This window comes from Streptomyces zinciresistens K42 (assembly GCF_000225525.1).
Lineage (GTDB): Bacteria > Actinomycetota > Actinomycetes > Streptomycetales > Streptomycetaceae > Streptomyces > Streptomyces zinciresistens.
In genome coordinates this window covers 13,340-37,685 of the sequence record NZ_AGBF01000031.1, presented here as the reverse complement: position 1 = coordinate 37,685, position 24,346 = coordinate 13,340, and the positions used below count along the sequence as shown (strand labels likewise).

The following is a 24,346-nucleotide window of genomic DNA, read 5'->3' as shown; positions in this document are numbered from 1 at the left end:
CCCGATGGCGGGGAGGGCCTCCTCATGCCGGGAACTCCTCGTCGGGGAGGGCCGTTGTCAGTGGTGAGTGCTTCACTGGGGACCAGTCGGAGGCAGGGACCGATCAGGGCCCTCAGCCGAGACCGGCGAGCTGGAGCAGGAGCGACTTCACATCGGTGGCCGCGACACGGTCGCCGACGACGCGGGGGGTGGAGCAGATGAGGAGCGGACCTTCGTCGTCGCTCGCGGGAAGGCGGCCGTGGCTGCCGCGAATAGGCGACGGATCCAGGGGCACGACCGCCATCCGGTAGCGCAGTCCGAGCTTCTTGCGGGCGAGCGCGGCCGCGGCCCTGACCTTGACGTAGGGGTCGAGGGGGTCCATGAACAGCTCGACCGGGTCGTAGCCGGGTTTGCGGTGGATCTCGACGAGGCGCGCGAAGTCGGGCGCGCGGTCGTCGTCGAGCCAGTAGTAGTACGTGAACCAGGCGTCCGGCTCCGCCACGGCGACGAGTTCGCCGGAGCGCGGATGGTCGAGGTGGTGGGCCTTCTTGCCCTCGTCGTCGAGGAGTTGTCCGATGCCGGGCAGCTCTTCCAGAGCTGCGCGGGTCGCGTCGAGGTCCTCGGGCCGGCGCACGTAGACATGGGCGATCTGGTGGTCGGCGACGGCGAAGGCGCGTGAGGCCATCGGGTCCAGGTACTCCATGCCGTCCTGCGTGTGCACGTCGAGGAGTCCGGCGCGGCGCAGGGCCCGGTTGATGTCGACGGGCCGGTGGACCCGGGTGATGCCGTACTCGGACAGCGCGACCACCGTGCGGCCCTCGGCCCTCGCCTGGTCCAGGAGCGGAGCCATCGCCGTGTCCAGGTCGGCGGCGGCCTTCAGGGAGCGGGGGTCGTCGGGGCCGAAGCGCTGGAGGTCGTAGTCGAGATGAGGGAGGTAGCACAGCGCGAGGTCGGGGCGCCGGGTGCCGATGATGTGGCGGGTCGCGTCGATGATCCAGCGGCTGGAGACGAGGTCGGCGCCCGGTCCCCAGAAGTGGAAGAGGGGGAAGGTGCCGAGCCTGTCGGTGAGTTCGTCGTGCAGGGCGGGCGGCCGGGTGTAGCAGTCGGGTTCCTTGCGGCCGTCGGAGTAGTAGATCGGACGGGGGGTGACGGTGTAGTCGGTGTCGGCGCCCATGGCGTACCACCAGCAGATGTTGGCGACGGTGTAGCCGGGGTGGGCGCGCCGGGCGGCGTCCCACAGCTTGTCGCCGCCGACCAGGCCGTTGTGCTGGCGCCACAGGAGTACGTCGCCCAGGTCGCGGAAGTACCAGCCGTTGCCGACGATGCCGTGCTCGCGGGGGTGGGTGCCGGTGAGGAAGGTGGACTGAGCGGCGCAGGTGACGGCGCGCAGGACGGTACCGAGGGCTGCCTGGGAGCCGGACCGGGCGAGCTTCTTGAGGTGCGGCATGTGATCGAGGAGGCGGGGGGTGAGGCCGACGACGTCGAGTACGAGGAGCGGGGTGGGACGGGGCCCGGGGGCGGCCGGGTCGGGGCGCTCGTTCATGGCAGCTCCTTCAGGCCGAGGTCGGTCAGCAGGTCGCGGGCCAGGGTGAGTTCGGCGGCGATGCCGTCGGCGAGTCGGCTGCGGGCGCGGGGCCGCAGTCCTTCGGGCAGGGCCTGCCAGGTGTATGTCTCGACCTCTAGGTGGTGGGTGAGCGGCCGCGGGCCGGCGACGAGGCGGCTCAGGGCGGCCTTGAGCACCGGGAGTGTGGAGGTGAGGGGCGCGGCGGGGGCCGCGTGCAGCGGGACGTGGAAGTGGGCGCGCCAGGGCGCGGCGTCGGGGAGGGTGTCGCCGCGGAGGGCGGGGCCGAGGTCGTCGGTCCCGCGCAGCCCGGCGGCGGTGTCGGTGCGGGTCTGGTGCAGGAAGCGGGGCTCGTCGAAGGCGGCGAGGGCCGCGCGGACCTCGGGGAGGTGGGGGTGTTCGGCGTGCAGGGCCGCCGACAGCTGGGACTTGACGACAGGGACGCCGGCTTCGGTCAGGGCGTCCAGGGCGGTGTGCGGATCTTCGAAGGAGGTGGCGAGGTGGCAGGTGTCGACGCAGACGCCGATGCGGCGATGGGCGACGGCGGTGAGCGGGGCGATGGCGTCGCGGGTGGTCTCGACGACGCAGCCGGGTTCGGGTTCCAGGCCGACGCGGATGTCGCGTCCGGTGAGTTCCTCCAGCGCGTCGAGGCGTTCGGCGAGGGTGCGCAGGGCGGTGCGGGCGGCCTCGGCGCGCGGCGCGTCGTGGGCGGTGCGCCAGGCCAGGGGGAGCGTGGAGATGCTGCCGCGGGTGACGTCGTCGGGGAGGAGGGCGGCGAGGACCCGGGCGAGGGCCGTGGTGTGCTCCAGCCGCTCGGGGTCGGCCCAGTCGGGCTTGTACACGCGGTACTTGACCTCTTCGGCGCCGAAGCCCTCGTAGGGGAAGCCGTTGAGGGTGACGACCTCCAGGCCGCGCCGGTCGAGTGCGGCGCGCAGCCGGCGCAGGGCGGAGGGGTCGGTGACGAGCGTGTGGGCGGCGTCCCGGGCGAGCCACAGACCGATGCCGAGGCGGTCGCGGCCGAGGCGTCGGCGGACGGGTTCGCAGTGGTCGCGGAGCTGGGCGAGGACGCCGTCGAGGGTCTCGGCCGGGTGGACGTTGGTGCAGTAGGCGAGGTGGACGGTGGAGCCGTCGGGGTGCCGGAAGCGCATGGCTCACGCCCCCGCGGCCGAGCGGTCCCGGCCGGGCGGCGGGACGGCCGGGGCCCCGGACTCCGCGGGGGCGCCCCGGAGGATGGAGTTGCCCTCGTGGGTGGCGTCGGGGGTGGCGACGTCCAGGGTGAGCCGTCCGCTGAGTCCGTAGAAAGCGACGGGGTTGCGCCACAGCACCCGGTCCACGTCGTCCGCGTCGAAGCCCTCGGCCAGCATCAGGTCGGCGACCTTGCGGGTCTTCAGGGGGTCGCTCCTGCCCCAGTCGGCGGCCGAGTTCACGAGGACCCGCTCGGGCCCGTACGCGCGCAGGATCGCGACCATCCGCGGCTCGTCCATCTTGGTGTCGGGGTAGACGGAGAAGCCGAGCCAGCAGCCGCTGTCCTTGGCCTCCTCGACGGTCGTCTCGTTGAGGTGGTCGACCAGGACGCGGTCCGGTGCCAGCGCGGACTCCCGGACGACGTCCAGGGTGCGGCGCAGGCCGGCGAGCTTGTCGCGGTGCGGAGTGTGCACCAGCGCGGGCAGTTCGTGGTCGGCGGCGAGCTGGAGCTGGGCGGCGAGGGCGGTGTCCTCGGCGGGGGTCATCGAGTCGTAGCCGATCTCGCCGACGGCGACGACCTGGTCCTTGACGAGATAGCGGGGCAGTTCGCCGAGGACGGGGGCGCAGCGCGGGTCGTTCGCCTCCTTGGGGTTGAGGGCGAGCGTGCAGTGGTGGGCGATGCCGTACTGGGCGGCGCGGAAGGGCTCCCAGCCGAGGAGGGAGTCGAAGTAGTCGAGGAAGGAGGCGGGCGAGGTGCGGGGCTGGCCGAGCCAGAAGGAGGGTTCGACGACGGCCCGGACGCCCGCGGCGTACATGGCCTCGTAGTCGTCGGTGGTGCGGGACGTCATGTGGATGTGGGGGTCGAAGAGGCGCATCAGGACTCCTTGCCGTCGCTTCCGCGACCGCCGGATCGGGCGGGTGCGGCGGGTGCGGGTGGGGTGGCCGTGGGGTCGGCCAGGGTCAGGACGCGGTGCAGGTCTGCGGGGACGGGGCGGCCGGCCGCGGTGCGTTCGGCGGCGTGGTCGCGCAGCATGCGGGCCAGTTCGGCGTCGTCGCGTGCGCGGCGCTCCAGATCTGCCACGGCGTCGACGGAGACGCCGGTGAACAGGCACTTCAGGACGGCGTGGCGCCACTGGTGGGCGTCGAGGTGCCGGGCTGCGTAGGAGCCGACGGCGGCGGCGAGGAGCCGGGTGTCGTTCGTGCGCAGGGCGTCCTCGACGAGCGGCAGGGCCTGCGGGCCGGGGTCGAGGTGGGGCAGGACGTACAGGACGGCTCGCCGTTCGGCGGCCGTGCCCTGGTGGTAGACGCGGGCGAGGGCCTCCGGATCGGGGCGGGCGGCGTGCAGGACGAGGACGCGGGCGGCGTCGGCGTACCGCGCTCCACAGCGCCGTCCGGCTTCGGCGACGCGCAACTCCCAGGCAGAGAAGGGTCCTTGGGTGCCGGGGAGGTCGGCGGCCTCGTCCAGGGCCCGGTGCAGCCAGGCGCGGGCGGTGGCGTCCAGGCGGGCGGTGAGGTGACCGATGAGGTCGGCGGGCGGAGTCCGGGCGAGGAGGGAGCTGTCGGTGGCGGGGGGTGGGGTGGTGGCCGCGTTCGGCTCCGGGTCGGTGCGGGTGCCGGTGGTCGGGTGGGTGCCGGTGTCCGTGCGGGCGCCGTCGCGGGCGGGCGGGGCGGCCGTACGCGGGTCCGTGTCGGAGCGGGTGCCGGTGGGTGGGTGGTGGCCGGTGTTCGGGGTCGGGGCGGCCGGACCGACGCGGGGGCCGGTCATGGGGTGCTCCCTTCCGGGGCGGAGGAGGGGTCCCCGGGTGCGGGGGCGGGGAGAGGGGGGCTGAAGGCGGTGGACTCGGCGTGGCGGAGGAAGGGGAGGGACAGCGCGGCGTGGTGGGGGCCGGCGTGGGAGTGGCGGGGCAGCTCGACGACGGTCAGGCCCCGGTATCCGGTGGCGGCGAGGGCGGCGAGCACGGGTGGGAAGTCGATCTCGCCGTCGCCGAAGGGGAGGTGCTCATGGACGCCGCGGCGCATGTCCTCGATCTGGACGTGTCGCAGCCAGGGGCCGGCGGCGCGGACGCAGTCGGCGGGAGGGAGGGGTTCGAGGCACTGGCAGTGGCCGATGTCCAGGGTCAGCCCGAGGTGGTCGGGGTCCCCGAGGGCGCGGCGCAGCCGGTGGAAGTCGGCGAGGGTGGACACGAGGTGGCCCGGCTCGGGTTCGACGGCGAGCGGGACGCCGGAGGCGGTGGCGGCGTCCAGGACCGGGGCGAGTGCCTCGGCGAGGCGGTGCCAGGCCGAGTCGGGGTCGGTGCCCGCCGGCGTGATCCCGCTGAAGCAGTGCACGGCGTGCGCGTCCAGGTCGGCGGCGACCCGGACGGCGCGGATCAGCAGGTCGACGCGGCGGGCGCGGCCGGCGGGGTCGGTGTCGAGCAGGGAGGGGCCGTGTTTGCGGCGGGGGTCGAGCACGTAGCGGGCGCCCGTCTCGACGGTGACGCGCAGGCCGAGTTCGTCCAGTCGCCGGGCGAGCCGTCGGGTGCGGGCGGCCAGGTCCGGGGCGAGGGGGTCGAGATGCATGTGGTCGAGCGTCAGGCCGAGGCCGTCGTAGCCGAGGTCGGCGAGCAGGGCGAGGACGTCGTCGAGGCGGAGGTCGGCGAGGCCGTTGGTGCCGTAGCCGTAGCGGAGTGGGGTGTGGTGGGCGGGCGGTGCGCCGGGGTCCCGCGCCGGGTGGGGCCGGAGGTTCATGTGATGCTCACCTTCCTGGCGTACTTCCGTCCGAGCGGGGCGAGCGCGGCGATGGCGAGGGCGGTGGGTCCGGCTCCGGCGCGGGCCGCGAGCGCCGCCTGGAGCGGGATGGTGGCGCGGATGCCGCCGCCGACCGCTCGCTGGGTCAGTGGGGGTGAGGGGTTGAGCGCGGCGTGCGCGTAGGGGCGCCCGGCGGTGACCGCGTAGAGGGTGGCGAAGGCGGCGCGCAGCACGGAGTCGGGGGAGGGACCTGGCCGGTCGTGGGGCCGGCTGCCCGTCTCCGCCGGGCTGGTGCGCGGGGCACGACCGGGGAGGGAGGCGGTACGGGCCGGGCGCGACGTCCCGCCGCCGGGGGCACCGGTCGGCCCCGGGGCACGGCCGGGTGGAGCCCCTGCCCGGTCCGGGCGCCGCAGCCCGTCCGCGGGGGCGCCGACCGGCCGCAGGAGACGGCCCATCAGAACACGGCCCAGGAGAGGACCGATGGGGCTCAGGCGCCGCACCCCGCCACCAGCCGACCCCAAAGCGCGGCCCGGTGGCGAAGCGGTACGGGCCGGGTGCCGCGCCCCTGCCCCGTTGGCGCCGGTCGATCCCACGGCGCGGGCCGGTGGAGGGCCGGTACGGGCCGGGCGCGGTGTCCGGTCTCCGGATGGGCCGGCCGGGCGTGCGGCGCGGTCGAGCGGGTCGGTGGAGCGTGCGCGCGGAGAGGGGGAACGGAGCCGGTCGCGCGGCGGGTTCCCGCGATCCGGGGCGGCTGGGGCGTCGGCGGGGCCGGGGGCCGGGGGCGTGTCCGGGCCGGGGGCCTGGCGGGAGGCGAGGAGGGCGAGGAGGACCGTGGCGGCGAGGGCGGCGAGGGGTGGCAGGGAGCTGCCGCCGCGGGTCTCCCGGCGGGAGACGGCCGTCACCGCGAGGGTGTGGGTGCCGAGGAGAGCCGCGGAGGACAGGGCCGCCCGGGGACCGCCGGTGGTGGCGGCGCCGAGGAGGTGGTCGAGTCCGCGGGCGGCGGCCATCGCCACGGGGCCGGCGGGCGTGTGCTTCAGGCCGAGGTCGTACGCCCAGACGGTGGCGGCCAGCGGGCCCGCCACCGCCAGCGCCGGGCGGCCCGCGCAGGCGGCGAGACCGAGTCCGGCCGCGGTCAGGGCGCCTGCGGCGGCGAGCGCGGCGGAGGGGTGGACGCGTCCGGAGGGCAGGGGGCGGTGGGGGCGTTCGGCGGCGTCCTCCGCGCGGTCGGCCCAGTCGTTGAGGGCCATGCCGGCCTCGTAGAGGCAGAGGGAGGAGCCGATGGCGAGCAGGGTGCGGGGGGTGGGCCGGCCACCGGCGGCGACCGCGCCGCTGAGGGCGTCGCCGGGGACGGTGAACAGCGCGGGCAGCCGCAGGAGTTCGGCCCAGGCGCGGCCCCGGTTCATTGCCGCTCCCCCGGCGCGCGCTCGCCGCCGGCCGGGGGGCGCAGCCGCTGTCCCAGGGCCGTCAGCGCGGTGTACTGCTCGGCCAGGCTCGCCGGTCCGGCCCCCACCGGGTCCTTGAAGTAGAAGCCGAGGTCGCCGAGCGGGCCGGTCAGGCCGGCCTGGTGGGCACGGGCGGCGAGGCGGGCCAGGTCCAGCACGAGGGGTGCGGCGAGTGCGGAGTCGCAGCCCTGCCAGATGGTCTGGAGGATCATGCGGGTGCCGAGGAAGCCGTCGAAGGCGATGTGGTCCCAGGCGGTCTTCCAGTCGCCGAGGGCCGGGACGTCGTCGATGTGCACCTCGCCCTCGGGGACGGTGCCGAGGGTGTCGGCGAGGACGCGTTCCTTGCCCGCGTTCTTGGCCGCGGCGGCGGCCGGGTCGGCGAGCGCGGCGCCGTCGCCGCCGCCGAGCAGGTTGGTGCCGGACCAGGCCCGTACGGTCAGCGCCCGCTGCGCGAACATCGGGCCGAGCACGGCCCGCAGCAGGGTCTGCCCGGTCTTGCCGTCGCGTCCGGCATGGGGCAGGGAGGTCCGCTCGGCGGCACGGGCGGCGGCGGGGTGGTGCATGCCCTCGGAGGGGGTGAAGTTGACGTAGGGGCAGCCGGCGCGCAGGGCGGCGAGGGCGTACAGCGTACTGGCGGGGAGCGGGGCGCCCGGTCCCCCGGAGGCGGGTTCGGTGGAGGCGACGTTGATCACCACCGTCCGCTCCAGCCGGTGGCGGTGGGTGAAGTCGCGGATGTCGTCGGCGAAGTCCGTGACCAGTTCGGCCTCGCCGCGGGTGTCGCCGGAAGTGGGCCCGCCGTGCCTGATCTCCCGGTCTGCGGCGGCGAGTTCGGCGGCGACGGCGCTCGCGACACCCGGTGGCAGGACGCCGCCCGCCGTGAGGGCCTCGGCCCGTTTGGGCAGCGGGCAGTCGAGCGTGTCGTGGCCGCCGAAGACCAGGTCGGACAGTGCGGGCAGCGCGCTGCCCGCGAACAGCGGGGTCTCGGTGACCATGCCGGTGGGCGGATGCAGTCCCGCGGTGACGGCGGCGCACCCGGTGACGACGGTGGTGGCGACGGAGCCTCTCGCTCCGATCAGCCACACCCCCGTACGCGGTCGGGAGAGGGACGCGGACATGGGCAGCCTCCTGGTCGTACGCGGACTCCGGGGGGAGGACGAGACGGTGGGCGGGGGTCCGGCGTCCCCCGCCCACCGCCGTTCAGTGGCCCTGGAAGGGCGGTTCCTTCAACTGGACCTCGTGGAAGGGGGCTCGGGTGTCGGCGCCGCGGTCCTGCGGGCCGGGGTCGCCGTCGGTCGGGCTCCGGCGGAGGGCCGTGTGAGCGCGGTCGCGGTCGCCGAAGTCGCCTGCGGTTCCCACTCCGTTGACACCCGCTCTTTCGCCGTTGACGCCGGTCCTCTCACCCTTGCCGCCGCCGTCGCCGTCGACGACGGTCCGGATGTCGGCCGGACGGGTGGAGTGCTCGCCGGGGGTACGGGCGGCGCTGGGCGGGGCGGCGGCGGGTGCGGGGTCCGGGGGTGTGGGGGTGCGGCTGGGGCGGAGTCCGGTTCGTCGGTGCACGGGGTCCCTCCGGGGGCGGAATGGGCCGTACGGGGCGGGTGCGCGGGACGTGTGGTGGGGGCGCCGGGGTGTGCGCCGTCACCCCCGGGGCGCTTGTGTCCTGGACACTTCAAGGAAGGTAACCGCGTCCGTCCGGGTCGAACACCCCTTGCGCCGGACTCGGCCGAACTTTCCCCCACTTCAGGACAAAGCAGGGTCCGGGCAGGCCGGAGGGGGACCGGCGGTGCCGTCCGGTGCCCGTCCCCGACCAGCCCGAGGAGCGATGCTCAGCTGCTGAACGCGGCGTCGAAGGACGCGCCGGGCGGCTCGAAGTCGTATGCCTTCAGCCGGGCCAGGGCCTCGGGGGCGCCCTGGAGCCGGTCCATCCCGGCGTCCTCCCACTCGACGGAGACCGGGCCGGCGTAGCCGATCGACCGCAGCATCCGGAAGACGTCCTCCCAGGGGACGTCGCCGTGCCCGGCCGACACGAAGTCCCAGCCGCGGCGCGGATCGCCCCACGGCAGATGGGAGCCGAGACGGCCGTTGCGTCCGTCGAGGCGCTTGCGGGCCTCCTTGCAGTCGACGTGGTAGATGCGGTCGCGGAAGTCCCACAGGAAGCCGACCGGGTCGAGGTCCTGCCAGACGAAGTGGGACGGGTCGAAGTTCAGCCCGAAGGCGGGCCGGTGGCCGACCGCTTCGAGGGCGCGGACGGTGGTCCAGTAGTCGTAGGCGATCTCGCTCGGGTGGACCTCGTGGGCGAAGCGCACGCCCTGCTCGTCGAAGACGTCGAGGATCGGGTTCCAGCGCTCGGCGAAGTCCTCGTAGCCGCGCTCGATCATCGACTCGGGCGCGGGCGGGAACATGGCGACCAGGTGCCAGATGGCGGAGCCGGTGAAGCCGATCACCGTGTCCACGCCGAACGCGGCCGCGGCGCGCGCGGTGTCCTTGATGCGCTCCGCGGACCGCCGGCGCACCCCCTCCGGGTCCCCGTCGCCCCAGATCACGGCCGGCAGGATGGCGCGGTGACGTTCGTCGATGAGGGCGTCGCAGACGGCCTGGCCGACCAAGTGGTTGGAAATCGCCCAGCACTTGAGGCCGTACTTGTCGAGCAGGGCCTTGCGGGAGTCGATGTAGGAGGGGTCCGTGAGCGCCTTGTCGACCTCGAAGTGGTCTCCCCAGCAGGCGAGTTCGAGTCCGTCGTAGCCGAAGTCACGTGCCAGGCGGCAGACTTCCTCCAGTGGCAGGTCGGCCCACTGGCCGGTGAACAGCGTGAACGTACGGGGCATTGCGCGTCAGCCTCCTCAGACCGCGATCGGGGTGTGCACGGAGTTCTTCCCGGCGCTCTCCTCCACGGCGGCGAGCACCCGCTGCACCTGGAGACCGTCGGCGAAGGAGGGCTCGGGACGCCGGCCCTCCGCGACGGCGTGCACCAGGTCGCGGGCCTGGTGGACGAAGCTGTGCTCGTAGCCGAGACCGTGGCCGGGCGGCCACCAGGCGTCCAGGTAGGGGTGGTCGGGCTCGGTGACCAGGATGCGGCGGAAGCCCGCGCGCGCGCCCGGCTCCCGGCCGTCGTGGTAGGAGAGTTCGTTGAGCCGTTCCAGGTCGAAGGCGAGCGAGCCGTGCTCGCCGTTGAGTTCGAGGCGCAGGGCGTTCTTGCGGCCGGTGGCGTAGCGGGTGGCCTCGAAGGAGGCCAGCGCGCCGCGGCCTAGGCGGCCGGTGAACAGCGCGGCGTCGTCCACGGTGACCGTGCCGGTGGCGGCCTCGGCCGGGACGGCGGACAGCCCCCGCGCCGACTGGCCGGGCAGGGGCCGTTCGCCGACGAAGGTCTCCGTCATCGCGGACACCCCGGTCAGCCGGTCCCCGGCCAGGTACTGGGCCAGGTCGACGATGTGGGCGCCCAGGTCACCGAGTGACCCGGAGCCGGCGGCCTCCCTGCGCAGCCGCCAGGTGAGCGGGAAGTGCGGGTCCACGAGCCAGTCCTGAAGGTACGTCACCCGGACATGGCGCAGGGTGCCGAGGCGGCCCTCCGCGACCATGGCGCGGGCGAGCGCGACGGCGGGAAGGCGGCGGTAGTTGAAGCCGACCATCGCCAACTGCCCGCGCCCGTATGCCTCCTCGGCCGCGACCGTCATCGCCTCGGCCTCCTCCACACTGTTGGCGAGGGGCTTCTCGCACAGGACGTGCTTGCCCGCCGCCAGCGCGGCCAGCGCGATCTCGGCGTGGCTGTCGCCCGGAGTGCAGATGTCGACGAGGTCGATGTCGTCCCGGGCGATCAGGGCACGCCAGTCGGTCTCGGCGCCGGCCCAGCCGTGCCGGTCCGCCGCCGCCCGCACGGCCGCCCCGTCGCGTCCGCAGATCGCGGCCATGACCGGGGTGCGGGGCAGGTCGAAGACGCGGCCCGCGGTCCGCCAGCCCTGCGAGTGGGCGGCGCCCATGAAGGCGTAGCCGACCATGCCGACGCGCAGCGGCGGCTTCCCGGCGCCGGTGCTCCCGGAACCGGTACTCGCTGAACCGATGCTTCCGGAACCGGTTCTCGCTGAACCGGTGCTCCCGGCCTCCGCCTCCGCCTGGTCGGGCTGCTGCGGCTGTCCCATCCGATGGTCCTCCTAGTCGTCGTGCCGCGGTGGGGGGTGGGGCCGGGGGCGTCGCCGGGGCCTGCCGGCGGCACCGGACGGTCCCGGCGGGAGCAGTACGCCCGCCTCGTGCCAGGTGGGCGGCGCGGGCCCCGGACCGCGTACCCGGCCTACACCCCGGGCCGGGTGCACGGGCGTACACCCGCAGACCCTTGAGCAGGTGCACGGGCGCACGCCCCAGGCCGGGCACACGGCGTACGCCCGTCCGGGCACACGGCGTACGCCCGGCAACGGCGGTGCAAGGCGTACGCCCCCTCGTGCGGGAGCGCGCCACGCAGATGCGCCCCCACAGGTGCGCACCACACCGGTGCGCCCACGCAGGTGCGTGCCGCATCGGCGCACCCCCCGCCTCCCAGCCACCCGGCAGCGCCCGCGCAGCGGACCCCGCCCCCGGCTGCCCGCTGCCGACCGCCAACCGCCAACCGGCGGTCGCCGGTCGGCAGCGGCTCCCCCGGGCCGGTCCCGCGCACGCTCCCCGTCCCGCCCGCCGGCCCCCACGTCGCCGTCGGGCGGGGGCGCCTCACTTGAAGCCGGTGGGCATGTAGCGGTCGACGTTCTCCTTGTCGACGACCGCCGAGTAGAGCGTGAGGGACGCCGGGATCTCGAACTCGGCCAGGCCGCCGACGCCCTTGCCCTGGCCCAGCGCACGGGCCAGGTCGATGGCGGAGGCGGCCATGGTCGGCGGGTACAGCACCGTGGCCTTCAGGACGCCGTCGTCCTTCTTGATGGCCTGGAAGGCGGAGAGCGCGCCCGCGCCGCCGACCATCAGGAAGCCGTCGCGCCCCGCCTGCTCGATGGCGCGCAGGGCGCCCACGCCCTGGTCGTCGTCGTGGTTCCACAGCGCGTCGAACGACGACTGGGCCTGGAGCAGTTGAGCCATCTTGGCCTGCCCGGACTCCACCGTGAACTCGGCGGCCTGGCGGGCCACCTTCGTGATGTTCGGGTAGTTCTTCAGGGCGTCGTCGAAGCCCTGGGTGCGCTGCTTGGTCAGCTCCAGGTTGTCCAGCCCGGCCAGTTCCACGACCCGGGCGCCGGACTTCCCCTTGAGCTTCCGGCCGATGTAGTGGCCGGCGTTGAGGCCCATGCCGTAGTTGTCGCCGCCGATCCAACAGCGGTACGCCTGAGGGGTGTTGAAGATCCGGTCGAGGTTGACGACCGGGATGCCGGCGCGCATGGCCTTCAGGCCGACCTGGGTGAGCGCCTTGCCGTCGGCGGGCAGCACCACCAGGACGTCGACCTTCTTGTTGATCAGCGTCTCGATCTGGCCGATCTGCGCGGCGGTGTCGTTGGAGCCCTCGGTGATCTCCAGGGTGACGTCGGAGTACTTCTTCGCGCGGCGCTCGGCGTTGTCGTTGATCGCGTTGAGCCAGCCGTGGTCCGCCTGCGGTCCGGCGAAGCCGATGGTGACCGGCTTGCCGGGCTTGTCGGCCGCGGCGGGCTGGCCGTTCGCGGCCGGCTCGTCGCTCGACTCGTTGCTGGTGCAACCCGTAAGGAGGGCACCGGCGCCCACGGCGGCGGTTCCGAACAGCAGCCCTCTGCGACTGGTGAGTTCTGGCATGGCGGTGGACCCTTTCCTCAGGTCGTGCTCGCGGTACGGCGCTGGACCAGCACGGCGGCGACGATGATCGCGCCCTTGGCGATCTGCTGGACGTCGCTCTGCAGGTTGTTCAGGGCGAAGATGTTGGTGATCGTGGTGAAGATCAGGACGCCGAGCACCGAGCCGACGATGGTGCCGCGGCCCCCGCTGAGCAGGGTGCCGCCGATGATCGCGGCCGCGATGGCGTCGAGTTCGTAGAGGTTGCCGTTGGTGTTCTGGCCGGAGCCCGACAGGACGATCAGCAGGAAGGCGGCGATGCCGCAGCACAGGCCGGACAGCAGATAGAGGTAGAGGCGCTGGCGCCGGACGTCGATGCCGGCGAGGCGGGCCGCCTCCGCGTTGCCGCCGACGGCGACCGAGCGCCGGCCGAACGTCGTGCGGTTGAGAACGAGCCAGCCGATGATCGTCACGACCGCGAACACCATGACCAGCGGCGGGACTCCGAGGACGTACGCGTCGCGCTCGCCGAGGTCGAGGACGGAGGGGAGGGTGACGATCTGCGTCCTGCCGTCGGTGATCTGCAGGGCCAGGCCGCGCGCGGAGGCGAGCATGGCGAGCGTGGCGATGAACGGCACCATCGCCCCGTAGGCGACGAGCAGTCCGTTGACCAGTCCGCAGCCCACTCCGACGATGACCGCCGTGAAGAGGATGCCGGCGAAGCCGTACTCCTGGGTGGCGACCGTGGTCGCCCACACCGAGGCCAGGGCGACGATCGCGCCGACGGACAGATCGATGCCGCCGGAGATGATGACGAACGTCATGCCGACGGTGACGACGCCGATCACCGATGCCTGGGTGAGGACGAGTTGGAGGTTGCGGGTGTCCAGGAACTCGTCCGGCCTGGTGATGCCGCCGATCAGGATCAGCGCGGCGAGGACGCCGAGCAGGGAGAGGATCCGCACGTCCGCGTGGGCGATGAGGCTCCGCCGGACGGGCGGCGCTCCGGCCGACGGCACCTTGCCGGTGCTGTCCCGGGGCGGGGAGGCGTGCTGCGTCATGACGCCGGGCTTCCTTCCATGACGAGGTCGAGTACGCGGTGTTCGTCGAGTTCGCGCGCGGGTGCCGTGTGGACGACCCGGCCCTCGCGCAGCACCAGGACGCGGTCGGCGAGGCCCAGGACTTCGGGGACCTCACTGGAGACCAGCAGCACGGCGCGCCCTTCGTCGGCCAACCGCCTGACGACCGCGTACAGTTCGGCCCGCGCGCCGACGTCGACGCCGCGGGTGGGTTCGTCCAGGAGCAGGACGCGGCAGCCGCGCAGCAGCCAGCGGGCCAGGACCGCCTTCTGCTGGTTGCCGCCGGAGAGGGTGCGCACCGGGGCGGCCGGGCTGTCGGGCCGCAGCGACAGTTCGCGGGTGGCGGCGCGGGCCGCCGCGAGTTCGGCGGCCCGGTCGATCCAGCCGCCGCGCGAGAAGCGGGACATCGAGGAGACCGAGACGTTTCGGGTGACGGACTCCAGCATCAGCAGGGCCTGTGCCTTGCGTTCCTCGGGGGCGAGCCCGAGTCCGGCGCGCACAGCGGCCCGCACACTACCGGGCTTCAACGGGCGTCCCTCCACGACGACTTGGCCCGCATCGGGTCTGCGGGCGCCGTAGACCGTCTCCAGGATCTCGGAGCGGCCTGAGCCCACGAGTCCCGCGAGCCCGACGATCTCCCCGGCGCGCACGGTGAGGTCCAGGGGCTCGAACTCCCCGTCCCTGGCCAGCCCTCGCACCTCCAGCAGCGGTGCGCCCGCGGCCGGGTCCCGCGCGGGCCGTTCGGGGAAGACGTACTCGACGGTGCGGCCCGTCATCATCGCCACGACGTCCCGTGTCGGTGTCGTCCTCGCCGGGAGTCCGCCCGCGACGGCCCGTCCGTCCTTGAGCACGGTCACCCGGTCCCCGATCCGGCGGATCTCCTCCAGGCGGTGCGAGATGTAGACGACGGCGACGCCGGCCGCGGTGAGGTCCCCGACGATCCGGAAGAGGTTGTCGACCTCGTCCGGGTCCAGCGCCGCGGACGGCTCGTCCATCACGATGAGCCGTACGTCGTGCGAGAGGGCCCGTGCCATGGAGACGATCTGCCGCTGTGCGGCGGACAGTTCCCCCACCAGCCGGCCCGGAGCGATCTCCGGGTGCCCGAGCCGTGCGAGCAGCGCGGCCGTCGCCTCCCGCGCCGCCCTGCCGCGGACGACGAATCCGGCGGCCGTGGGTTCATGGCCGAGGTGGACGTTCTCGGCGACCGACAGGTGCTCGACCAGGTCGAGTTCCTGGTAGATCGTGGCGATGCCCAGGCGCATCGCGGTGATCGGCGAGCGGAGGGTGACCTCCTCGCCGCGCCAGCGGATGCTGCCGGTGTCGGGCTGGTGGGCGCCGGCCAGGACCTTGATGAGGGTCGACTTGCCCGCGCCGTTCTGGCCGAGCAGGCAGTGCACCTCACCGGCCTGGACGTCGAGGTCCACGCCGTCGAGGGCACGGACACCCGGGAACGACTTGGTGATGGTGGTCATGCTGAGCAGCGGTGGTTCTGGTGCCATGAGGTCCCCCTGGCGGGCGTGCGGGCCGGTTTCAGGGCAGCGCGGGGCGAGGCAGGGCGGGTCGGGGCAGCGGGCGGTGCGCGAGGACCCGTCTCGACTGCCGGGAGGAGCGGAACGCGGATGCGCTTGGGCCGATTTCAGGCCGGGGCGGAGCGGCGGGCGGTGCGGGCCGACCAGGTCGAGCGGATGTCTGTGCGGACGGGGAGCGGACCGGGTACGTGCGCGGGTGGAAGGGCGGAGCGGGTGCCTACGCGGGTGAGAACAGGTGGTCGCTGATCAGGCGGGCGGCGCCGATGACTCCGGCGGTGGGGCCCAACTCGCCCAGGACGATGGGCAGGTTGCCGGTCGCCAGGGGCAGCGACTGGCGGTAGACCTGAGTGCGGATCGCGGCGAGCAGGGTGTGGCCGAGGCCGGTCACCCCGCCGCCGATCACCACCAGGCCGGGGTTGAAGAAGCTGACGAGTGCGGCGATGACCTGGCCGACCCGGTTGCCGCCCTCCCGGATCAGGGCGAGGGCGGTGGCGTCGCCCGCGGCGGCGGCCGCGGCGACGTCGACGGCGGTGAGGGTGCCGTTGGCGGCCAGCCGGGCGGCGAGTTCCTCCGACAGCCCCTGCTCGGCCGCCTCCACGGCGTCCCGGGCGAGGGCCGCCCCGCTGAAGTGGGCCTCCAGACAGCCCCGGTTGCCGCAGGCGCAGGGGCGGCCTTCGGGCACGGCCTGGATGTGCCCGATGTCGCCCGCGCTGCCGGTGACACCGCGGTGGACGTCTCCGCCCGCGACGATGCCGCAGCCGATACCGGTGCCGATCTTGACGCAGAGGAAGTCGCCCACGGAGCGTGCGACGCCCGCGTGCCGCTCCCCCATCGCCATGAGGTTCACGTCGTTGTCGACCATGACGGGGCAGCCCAGTTCCTGGCTGAGGGCCTCCCGTACGGGGAACCCGTCCCAGCCGGGCATGATGGGCGGGGCCACCGGGACGCCCTCGGGGAAGCGGACCGGACCCGGGACGCCGATGCCGGCGCCGTCGAATCCCTCCGCGAGGCCGGTGGCCCTCAACTTGGCCGCCATGGAGAGGACCTGCTCGAAGACCGCGACCGGTCCCTCGCGGACGTCCATGGGCTGGTTCAGATGGCCCAGGATCTCCAGTTCGGCGTTGGTGACGGCGACGTCGACCGAGGTCGCGCCGATGTCGACGCCGAGGAAGCGCAGTTCGGGATTGAGCCGGATGTTGTGCGAACGGCGTCCGCCGCGCGAGGCGGCGAGTCCGTCGGCCACCGCCAGGCCCGTCTCCAGCAGCCGGTCCACCTCCACGGCCAGCTTGGACCGTGAGAGGTCGATCTGATCGCCGAGCTGGGCACGGGAGTTGGGGCCGCCGTCGCGCAACAGCTTGAGCAGCCTGGCCTGATGGGCGTTCGCGGGTCGCGCCGTCATCCGTCTCACGAGCCCCTCCCCGCCTCGTTCGGCCTGTCACGCCTGATTCCGGCCACCGGGGTGACCTGCTTTCGAGGGGAACGTAGCAGCGGTTGCCGGGAGTGGGAAGAAGTTGCGCACAGATTGTGCTCAACTTTTCCCACTCACAGGACAAAGAGGGGGCGTGTCACCGCCACGCCGGCCCGCAGCGCCCTTCGCGGGACCACGGATTCACGTCAAGGGGCTTGGAACGGGGCCGTGTTGGCTACGCTCTCCCTGCCCGAAGGACTGCGGTGGGGGGAGCACGGATGGCTCAGGGATCCTCGGCCGGTGAGCCGGTCCCGTCGCGGAGCACCCGCGCGGACACCCCGGCGCCCAGCCCTTCCCGGGACGCGGGTCCGTCTCCGGACGCCACTCCCCCGCCGGACGCGGCGGCCCCGCCGCCGGACACCACACCCCGGCCGGCGGCCACACCCCCACCACTCCCCGCACCACGGACCGGCGCCGACCCGGGCGCCACCGTCGCCGCCCCGGAGCCCGGAGCCGCCGACCCGGACCCCGGCGCACACCCCGGCGCCGGCTATGCCCTGCGCGTGGCGAACGGCTCGTACGACTGGTACCGCACCGCCGCCATGAAGGCCCGCCGCGCCTTCCGGCTGTCCGAGACGCTGCTGCTGCTCGCCTCCGCCGCGATCCCGGTCACGGCGGCGCTGACGGCCACCAACGCCGAGATACCCGCCGTGCTGGGCGCCGTCGTCGTCGTGATCACGGGGCTGCGCTCGGTCTTCCACTGGCAGGAGGACTACGTCCGCTTCAGCGAGGCCCGCGAGGCGGTGGAGGCCGAACGCCGCCTGTACCACACGGGTGCGCGGCCGTACGCCGACCGGGAGACCCGCGACCAGGCCCTGGCCGCGAGCGTCACCCGGATCGAACAGCGCGAGATGGGCACCTGGACCCAGCTGGCCACGCCCCGCGCGGACACGACCGGCACCACGCCACCCTGAGCCGTTCCGGGGCGGCCGTCGCGCGTCGCGGTCCTGAACACCGCGCGCGAGCCCCGTGGCGCGCTGCGCGTCAGCCCTGCTGGCGGGCGTGGTAGGAGCGGCGGGTGTGCTCGGTGTGGTCCCGCATCAGCCGGGTGGCGCGCGGCTCGTCACGAGCGGTGATGGCGGCGATCATCCCGCGGTGCTCGATCCAGGACTGGTGGCCGCGCTGGCGGGCGACCGGCGTGTAGTACCAGCGCACACGGCGGTCGACCTGGGCGGCGAGTTCGGCGAGGACCGTGTTGCCTGCCAGCTCCATGATCTTGGCGTGGAACCGTGCGTTGAGCGCGACGGCCGTGTCCACGTCGTCCGCGGCGACGGCCTCCTCGCCCTGCGCGCACAGCTGTTCGAGGGTCGTGATGCCGGCGCTGTCCGCGCGGGCCGCGGCGAGCCGGGCGGCCTCGGCTTCCAGCAGCGTGCGGACGGTGAGGAGCTGGTCGGCCTCCTCCTCGGTCGGCTCGTGCACGAACGCGCCCTGTGCGGGCCGCAGATCGACCCATCCCTCGGTGTTCAGCCGCTGGAGCGCCTCGCGCACGGGCTGGCGCGACACCCCGAGATGACCGGCCAGTTCACTCTCGACCAGATGCTGACCGGGTTGGAGCGCGCGCGTCGTGATGAGTTCCAGCAGCGCCTCGTAGACACGGTCGCGCAGCGGGCCGGGCCGTTCGAGCTTGGGTACCGCACCCTGCGGCAGTCCTGTCGACAACATCGGTTCCCCTCCTGGGCGGACACCGGGCGACCGCGTGCCGTAGCCGACCGTCACCGAAAGCCAGTATCGATTGTCTTTCGTCTACAGTCTACGGCGCACAGGGGCCAGGGGGCCGGGGAGTCGGTCACATCACACCCCGGACGCCCGCCGTCAGGCCGCCCGGCGTCAGACATCCGGCGTCCACCGTCACGCGCCAGGCGTCCGGCGTCCGGCAGCGTCCGCCGTCAGGCAGCGTCCGCCGTCAGGCAGGCGTCCGGCAGCGTCCGCCGTCAGGCAGGCGTCAGGCAGCGTCCGCCGTCAGGCAGGCGTCAGGCAGCGTCCGCCGTCAGGCAGGCGTCCGGCGTCAGGGGCAGCGCACGACCTGACCGGCGTACGACAGGTTGCCGCCGAAGCCGAAGAGCAGCACGGGGTCGCCGCTGGAGATCCGCCCCTGCTCCACGAGCTTGGAGAACGCGAGCGGAATGCTGGCCGCGGAGGTGTTGCCGGACTCGGTGACATCGCGGGCCACGACGGCGTTGACGGCGCCGATCTTCTCGGCGAGCGGCTCGATGATGCGCAGGTTGGCCTGGTGCAGCACCACGCCCGCGAGGTCGGCGGGCGCGAGGCCGGCCCGTTCGCAGGCCCGGCGCGCGATCGCGGGGAGCCGGGTGGTCGCCCAGCGGTAGACGCTCTGGCCCTCCTGCGCGAACCGCGCGGGCTGGCCCTCGATGCGCACGGCGTGCCCCATCTCGGGCACCGACCCCCACAGCACCGGACCGATGCCGGGCTCCGCGGACGCCTCGACGACGGCGGCGCCGGCGCCGTCGCCCACCAGGACGCAGGTGGTGCGGTCGCTCCAGTCGGTCACCTCGGACATCTTGTCCGCGCCGATCACCAGGGCGCGGGTCGCGGCTCCCGCGCGCACGGCGTGGTCGGCGGTGGCCAGCGCGTGGGTGAACCCGGCGCAGACCACGTTGAGGTCCATCACGGCGGGCGAGGGGATGCCCAGCCGGGCCGCCACCCGCGCGGCCATGTTCGGGGAGCGGTCGACCGCGGTGGAGGTGGCGACCAGGACGAGGTCGATGTCGGCGGGCAGCATGCCCGCCGCGGCGAGCGCCTTGGCGGCTGCGTGCCCGGCGAGTTCGTCGACCGGCTCGTCGGGGCCTGCGATGTGCCGCGTGCGGATGCCCACCCGGGAGGTGATCCACGCGTCACTGGTGTCGACCATGCCCGCCAGTTCCTCGTTGGTGAGCACCCTGGCGGGCTGGTAGTGGCCGACTGCGGCGATACGCGAGCCGTTCATCGATGGTGATCCCCTCGGACTGCGGGTAGCGGGATTCACCAGTCTGATCAGTGACTCACGGGTACGACGGCACGGGATGCCACAGGAAACCGGAGCCCGCGTTGTCAGCTTCCCTCAGCGGCCGGACGCCCGGCACCCGCCGGACACCTACCCGGTGAACAGCTGCGTCGCCTTCTGGACGAGTTCGTAGAGCCCGTAGGCGAGCGGGATGCCCACCCACACCCAGGCGAAGGCGATCAGGCCGCGCCGGGCGGGCGGGCTGCTGCTGCTACCGCTGTCGCTGGACATCGGCGGCCTCCTTCTCCGTCGCCGCCGGGGCGGGGACGTGATGACGCGGGTGCACGGGCCGCACCAGCTCGTTGGCGACGAAGCCGACGACGAGCAGCCCGATCATGATGAACATGGAGAGCGTGTAGAGGGACGCGCCGTCCTTGCCCGCCGCCTCCTGCCGGTCGGCGATCCAGTTCACGATCAGCGGCCCGAGGACGCCGGCCGTGGACCAGGCGGTGAGCAGCCGGCCGTGGATCGCGCCCACCTGGTAGGTCCCGAAGAGGTCCTTCAGATAGGCCGGGACGGTCGCGAAGCCGCCGCCGTAGAAGGAGAGGATCACCAGGGCGCAGAGGATGAACAGCGGCTTGGAGGAGTCCCCGGCCAGGGCGATCAGGGCGTACATCAGGGCGCCGACGCCGAGGTAGACGCGGTAGATGTTCTTGCGGCCGATCAGGTCGGAGGTCGAGGACCAGCCGATGCGGCCCGCCATGTTGGCGGCCGACAGCAGGGCGACGAAGCCGGCCGCGGCCGACACCGAGACCGGGGTGGAGGTGGTGGCGAAGAAGTCCGTGATCATCGGCGCGGCCTTCTCCAGGATGCCGATGCCCGCCGTGACGTTCATGCAGAGCACGACCCACAGGCACCAGAACTGCGGGGTGCGCACCGCGCTGCGGGCCGACACCTGGGGGCCCTCGAAGACGGCGGGCCCGTCGGCGCCGGCCGGTTTCCCGGTGCGCGGCACCCGGACCAGCAGCACGCCGAGGAGCATGAACACGGCGTAGGTCAGGCCGTGCACGAGGAAGGCCAGGGCGATCCCGGAGCTGTCGCTGCCGAAGGACTCCAGCATCTGGGCGGACCAGGGCGAGGCGATGAGGGCGCCGCCGCCGAAGCCCATGATGGCGATGCCGGTGGCCATGCCGGGCCGGTCGGGGAACCACTTGATCAGGGTCGACACCGGCGAGATGTAGCCGATGCCCAGACCTATGCCGCCGACGAATCCGTAGCCGAAGACGATCAGCCAGTACTGCTCGACTGCCGCGCCCAGCGCGGCGAGCAGGAACCCGGACGAGAAGCAGATCAGGGCGACGGTCATCGCCCAGCGCGGTCCGTTGCGCTCCACCAGGGTGCCGCCGAACGCCGCCGAGAGGCCGAGCATGACGATGCCGAGCTGGAACGGCAGCGCGCTCTGGGTGCCGCTGAGGCCGAGCGCCGATTCGAGCGGTGGCTTGAACACGCTCCAGGCGTAGGCCTGGCCGATGGACAGATGGACCGAGAGTGCAGCGGGCGGAACCAGCCAGCGGCTCCATCCCGCGGGTGCGACGGGGGGACTCATGATCCCGAACGGTAGGCACCGCGGAGGAGGTTGAGAAGGCAATGGGTCGACCGTATGCGGTGAGCGGTATGCAGGACGCGACGAACGGTCGAACGCCGTGCGCGACCCCTTGCCGACCCCCTATCCATACTGTAGACAATATTCAGTCGACCAGAATCGACCTGCTCAACAATGCTTCCCAGCCACCTCCGCGGTACTCCCTCGACCGAACGGAGCGTTCCGAAGTGAGAGTTGCAGTCCTTGGCGCCGGTGCCATCGGCGCCTACGTCGGAGCCGCGCTGCACCGCGCGGGCGCCGACGTGCACCTGATCGCCCGTGGACCGCATCTGGCGGCCATGAGGCAGCACGGGGTGCGGGTCCTCAGTCCGCGCGGCGACTTCACCGCCCGCGCCCACGCCACCGACGACCCCGCCGACGTCGGCCCGGTCGACTTCGTCTTCCTGGGCCTGAAGGCCAACTCGTACGCGGCGTGCGGGCCGCTGATCGAGCCGCTGCTGCACGGGAGCACGGCGGTCGTGGCCGCCCAGAACGGCATCCCCTGGTGGTACTTCCACCGGCACGGCGGCCCCCACGACGGCCACCGCGTCGAGAGCGTGGACCCGAACGGCGCGGTCAGTGCGGTGATCGCGCCCGAACGGGCCGTCGGCTGCGTGGTCTACGCGGCCACCGAACTCGAAGGACCCGGTGTCGTACGGCACTTGGAAGGCACGCGGTTCTCCATCGGGGAACCCGACCGCAGCGTCTCCCGGCGCTGCCGGGACCTCAGCGAGGCGATGATCGCCGGCGGTCTGAAGTGCCCGGTCGAGGTCGACCTGCGCAACGACATCTGGCTGAAGCTGCTCGGCAACATCTCCTTCAACCCGATCAGCGCGCTGGCCCGCGCCACCATGCGGCAGATGTGCCTGCACGGCGGCACCCGCAGGGTCATCGAGATCATGATGACCGAGACGCTCGCGGTCGCCACCGCCCTCGGCTGCGAGGTCGGCGTCTCCATCGAGCGCCGCCTCGCGGGAGCCGAACGGGTCGGCGACCACCGCACCTCCACGCTCCAGGACCTGGAGCGCGGCAAGCCGCTCGAACTCGACGTCCTGCTCGCGGCGGTCGTCGAACTGGCGGAGATCACCGGCGTGGACGTGCCCACCCTGCGCACCGTGCACGCCATCTCGGACCTGCTCGCGCTCAGGAGCGCGGCATGAGGAGCGTCGAATGAGGAAGCGGCAACCGAAGAACTACACCCGGCTGACCCATCCGCTGGTGCGCGACGCGCGCGACGAGCCGTTCCGGCGGGCCTCCTGGGAGGAGGCGCTGACCCGCGCGGCCGAGGGCCTGGCCCGCAACCGGGGCGCGTTCGGCATGTTCTCCTGCGCCCGCGCCACCAACGAGATGAACTACGTGGCGCAGAAGTTCGCCCGGGTCGTCATGGGCACCAACAACGTCGACTCCTGCAACCGCACCTGCCACGCCCCCAGCGTCGCCGGGCTCTCGGCGGCGTTCGGCTCGGGCGGCGGCACCTCCTCCTACGAGGAGATCGAGGACACCGACGTCATCGTGATGTGGGGCTCCAACGCCCGCTTCGCGCACCCCATCTTCTTCCAGCACGTGCTGAAGGGCATCAGGAACGGCGCCCGGATGTACGCCGTCGACCCGCGCCGCACCTCCACCGCGGAGTGGGCGGAGAGCTGGATGGGGCTGAACGTCGGCACCGACATCCCGATGGCGCACGCGATCGGGCGCGAGATCATCCACGCGGGCCTGGCGAACGAGGCGTTCATCGCACGGGCCACCAGCGGCTTCGCGGAGTACAAGGCGCTCGTCGAGCCCTGGACGCTGTCCCTGGCGGAGAAGGTGACGGGCGTACCGGCTGCCGCCGTACGGCAGTTGGCCCACGCCTACGCCCGCGCCGAGCGGGCCCAGCTGTGCTGGACCCTCGGCATCACCGAGCACCACAACGGCACCGACAACGTGCGCGCGCTCATCAACCTGTCCCTGCTGACCGGGCACGTGGGCCGCTGGGGCAGCGGACTCCAGCCGCTGCGCGGGCAGAACAACGTGCAGGGCGGCGGCGACATGGGCGCGATCCCCAACCGGCTGCCGGGCTTCCAGGACCTCCTCGACCCCGGCATCCGGCTGAAGTTCGAGTCGGCGTGGGACACGGTGATCGTGCCCCACTACGGGCTCAACCTCACCGAGATGTTCGAGGCGATGGAGGACGGCGGACTGAGGGCCGTGTACTGCATCGGCGAGAACCCCGCGCAGTCGGAGGCCGACAGCGAGCAGGCCGTGCGCCGCATGGGGGAGCTGGACTTCCTCGTCGTGCAGGACATCTTCCTGACGCGGACGGCGGAGCTGGCCGACGTGGTCCTCCCCGCGACCGCCGGATGGGCCGAGACCGAGGGCACCACCACCAACAGCGAGCGCCGGGTGCAGCGGGTGCGCCGGGCCGTCACCCCGCCCGGCGAGGCCCGCGAGGACATCGACATCCTCTGCGACCTCGCGGGCCGGCTCGGCCACGACTGGAAGTACGCCGACTCCGAGGCCGTCTGGAACGAGCTGAGGTCCGTCTCGCCGGACCACTACGGGATGACGTACGACCGTCTGGAGGAGCACCAGGGCATCCAGTGGCCGTGCCCCAGCACCGACGGGCTCGAACCGACCTACCTGCACGGCAGGTTGTGGGAGAGCGACCCGGAACGGCGAGGTGCGCCGGCGCCGTTCGGGCTGGTCCAGCACGACCCCCCGGTCGACCTCACCGACGAGCACTACCCCGTCCGGCTCACCACGGGACGGCGCCTCGACTCCTACAACACCGGGGTGCAGAGCGGGAGTTTCGCCTCCCCGCTGCGCCGCGGCGAGTACGTCGAGATCAGTCCCGAGGACGCCGAGCGCTACGGGGTCGTCGTCGGTGAGCAGGTCCAGGTGACCTCGCGGCGCGGCGCGGTCGTCGCGCCCGTGTGGGTGGACACCGCGCTGCGGCCCGGCCTCGCCTTCATGACCATGCACTTCCCCGACGAGGTGGACACCAACCAGCTGACGATCGAGGCGAACTGCCCGATCGCGGGGACGGCGGAGTTCAAGGCGTCGGCCATCCGCATCGAGAAGCTCCCCGTCGCGACCATCGTGAGGTGA

21 protein-coding genes are annotated in these 24,346 nt (G+C 73.3%); 3 read left to right on the top strand and 18 right to left on the bottom strand.

The genetic code is table 11. The features are described 5' to 3' along the window. Positions 1-112: 112 nt before the first annotated feature. The 14 genes from SZN_RS12830 to SZN_RS12765 all read right to left on the bottom strand — a co-directional run bounded on the left by SZN_RS12830 (position 113) and on the right by SZN_RS12765 (position 16,604). A complete protein-coding gene (locus tag SZN_RS12830) occupies positions 113-1,522 on the bottom strand; it encodes an alkaline phosphatase family protein (RefSeq protein WP_007494966.1) in 1,410 nt (469 codons plus the stop codon). Further along, positions 1,519-2,688: a metabolite traffic protein EboE gene (gene eboE, locus SZN_RS12825; protein ID WP_007494963.1), complete on the bottom strand. Its 1,170-nt coding sequence runs from the start codon at positions 2,686-2,688 to the stop codon at positions 1,519-1,521. Before eboE ends, SZN_RS12830 begins: the two co-directional genes overlap by 4 nt. Positions 2,689-2,691: 3 nt before the next feature. Then, positions 2,692-3,600 (bottom strand): TatD family hydrolase, encoded by a 909-nt coding sequence (locus SZN_RS12820; protein ID WP_007494961.1) that lies wholly within the window; start codon positions 3,598-3,600, stop codon positions 2,692-2,694. Beyond that, the gene (locus SZN_RS12815; RefSeq protein ID WP_007494958.1) at positions 3,600-4,490 is read right to left on the bottom strand and encodes an EboA domain-containing protein; all 891 of its coding nucleotides are present in this window, start codon (positions 4,488-4,490) and stop codon (positions 3,600-3,602) included. The genes SZN_RS12820 and SZN_RS12815 overlap by 1 nt, the downstream gene beginning before the upstream one ends. Next, complete coding sequence (locus SZN_RS12810; RefSeq protein WP_007494956.1) at positions 4,487-5,452, bottom strand: sugar phosphate isomerase/epimerase family protein; 966 nt, start codon at positions 5,450-5,452, stop codon at positions 4,487-4,489. The genes SZN_RS12815 and SZN_RS12810 overlap by 4 nt, the downstream gene beginning before the upstream one ends. Further along, on the bottom strand, positions 5,449-6,855 hold the full coding sequence (locus tag SZN_RS37655; protein ID WP_007494954.1) for an SCO3242 family prenyltransferase: 1,407 nt from the start codon (positions 6,853-6,855) through the stop codon (positions 5,449-5,451). Before SZN_RS37655 ends, SZN_RS12810 begins: the two co-directional genes overlap by 4 nt. Continuing rightward, positions 6,852-8,009 (bottom strand): inositol-3-phosphate synthase, encoded by a 1,158-nt coding sequence (locus tag SZN_RS12800; RefSeq protein WP_007494952.1) that lies wholly within the window; start codon positions 8,007-8,009, stop codon positions 6,852-6,854. The genes SZN_RS37655 and SZN_RS12800 overlap by 4 nt, the downstream gene beginning before the upstream one ends. An 82-nt stretch (positions 8,010-8,091) precedes the next feature. Next, positions 8,092-8,451 carry a hypothetical protein gene (locus SZN_RS12795; RefSeq protein WP_007494949.1) on the bottom strand — a complete coding sequence of 120 codons (360 nt, stop codon included), beginning with the start codon at positions 8,449-8,451 and terminating at the stop codon, positions 8,092-8,094. Positions 8,452-8,717: 266 nt separating this feature from the next. After that, positions 8,718-9,716, bottom strand: a complete 999-nt coding sequence (locus SZN_RS12790) for a sugar phosphate isomerase/epimerase family protein (protein WP_007494947.1) — start codon at positions 9,714-9,716, stop codon at positions 8,718-8,720. A gap of 15 nt (positions 9,717-9,731) precedes the next feature. Next, positions 9,732-11,024 (bottom strand): Gfo/Idh/MocA family protein, encoded by a 1,293-nt coding sequence (locus tag SZN_RS12785; RefSeq protein WP_007494945.1) that lies wholly within the window; start codon positions 11,022-11,024, stop codon positions 9,732-9,734. A 559-nt stretch (positions 11,025-11,583) separates the two neighbouring features. Then, positions 11,584-12,621, bottom strand: a complete 1,038-nt coding sequence (locus SZN_RS12780; RefSeq protein ID WP_007494943.1) for a substrate-binding domain-containing protein — start codon at positions 12,619-12,621, stop codon at positions 11,584-11,586. 17 nt (positions 12,622-12,638) lie between these two features. Continuing rightward, a complete protein-coding gene (locus SZN_RS12775) occupies positions 12,639-13,658 on the bottom strand; it encodes an ABC transporter permease (protein WP_007494941.1) in 1,020 nt (339 codons plus the stop codon). After that, positions 13,655-15,175 (bottom strand): sugar ABC transporter ATP-binding protein, encoded by a 1,521-nt coding sequence (locus tag SZN_RS12770; RefSeq protein ID WP_043730299.1) that lies wholly within the window; start codon positions 15,173-15,175, stop codon positions 13,655-13,657. The genes SZN_RS12775 and SZN_RS12770 overlap by 4 nt, the downstream gene beginning before the upstream one ends. Before the next feature lie 247 nt (positions 15,176-15,422). After that, positions 15,423-16,604, bottom strand: coding sequence for an ROK family protein (locus SZN_RS12765; protein WP_007494938.1), 1,182 nt, complete (start codon positions 16,602-16,604; stop codon positions 15,423-15,425). A 572-nt stretch (positions 16,605-17,176) separates the two neighbouring features. On the opposite strand from SZN_RS12765, the gene SZN_RS42495 reads away from it, so the two are divergent. Continuing rightward, complete coding sequence (locus tag SZN_RS42495) at positions 17,177-17,587, top strand: DUF4231 domain-containing protein (protein ID WP_244313340.1); 411 nt, start codon at positions 17,177-17,179, stop codon at positions 17,585-17,587. Positions 17,588-17,657: 70 nt separating this feature from the next. Here SZN_RS42495 and SZN_RS12755 read toward each other — a convergent pair whose 3' ends face one another. From SZN_RS12755 to SZN_RS12745, 4 genes are all read right to left on the bottom strand, one after another. Then, entirely contained in the window at positions 17,658-18,335 is a 678-nt protein-coding gene (locus SZN_RS12755) for a GntR family transcriptional regulator (protein ID WP_007494935.1), read from the bottom strand. Between the two features lie 343 nt (positions 18,336-18,678). Then, on the bottom strand, positions 18,679-19,617 hold the full coding sequence (locus SZN_RS12750; protein WP_007494933.1) for a beta-ketoacyl-ACP synthase III: 939 nt from the start codon (positions 19,615-19,617) through the stop codon (positions 18,679-18,681). Between the two features lie 147 nt (positions 19,618-19,764). Then, positions 19,765-19,905 carry an MFS transporter small subunit gene (locus SZN_RS41360; protein ID WP_007494931.1) on the bottom strand — a complete coding sequence of 47 codons (141 nt, stop codon included), beginning with the start codon at positions 19,903-19,905 and terminating at the stop codon, positions 19,765-19,767. Then, entirely contained in the window at positions 19,886-21,220 is a 1,335-nt protein-coding gene (locus SZN_RS12745) for an OFA family MFS transporter (RefSeq protein ID WP_007494929.1), read from the bottom strand. The genes SZN_RS41360 and SZN_RS12745 overlap by 20 nt, the downstream gene beginning before the upstream one ends. 224 nt (positions 21,221-21,444) lie before the next feature. Between SZN_RS12745 and SZN_RS12740 the strand changes: the two genes are divergently transcribed. Together SZN_RS12740 and SZN_RS12735 are read left to right on the top strand one after the other, a co-directional pair. Beyond that, entirely contained in the window at positions 21,445-22,416 is a 972-nt protein-coding gene (locus tag SZN_RS12740) for a 2-dehydropantoate 2-reductase (protein WP_007494927.1), read from the top strand. 10 nt (positions 22,417-22,426) lie between these two features. Then, on the top strand, positions 22,427-24,346 hold the full coding sequence (locus SZN_RS12735) for a molybdopterin oxidoreductase family protein (protein WP_007494924.1): 1,920 nt from the start codon (positions 22,427-22,429) through the stop codon (positions 24,344-24,346).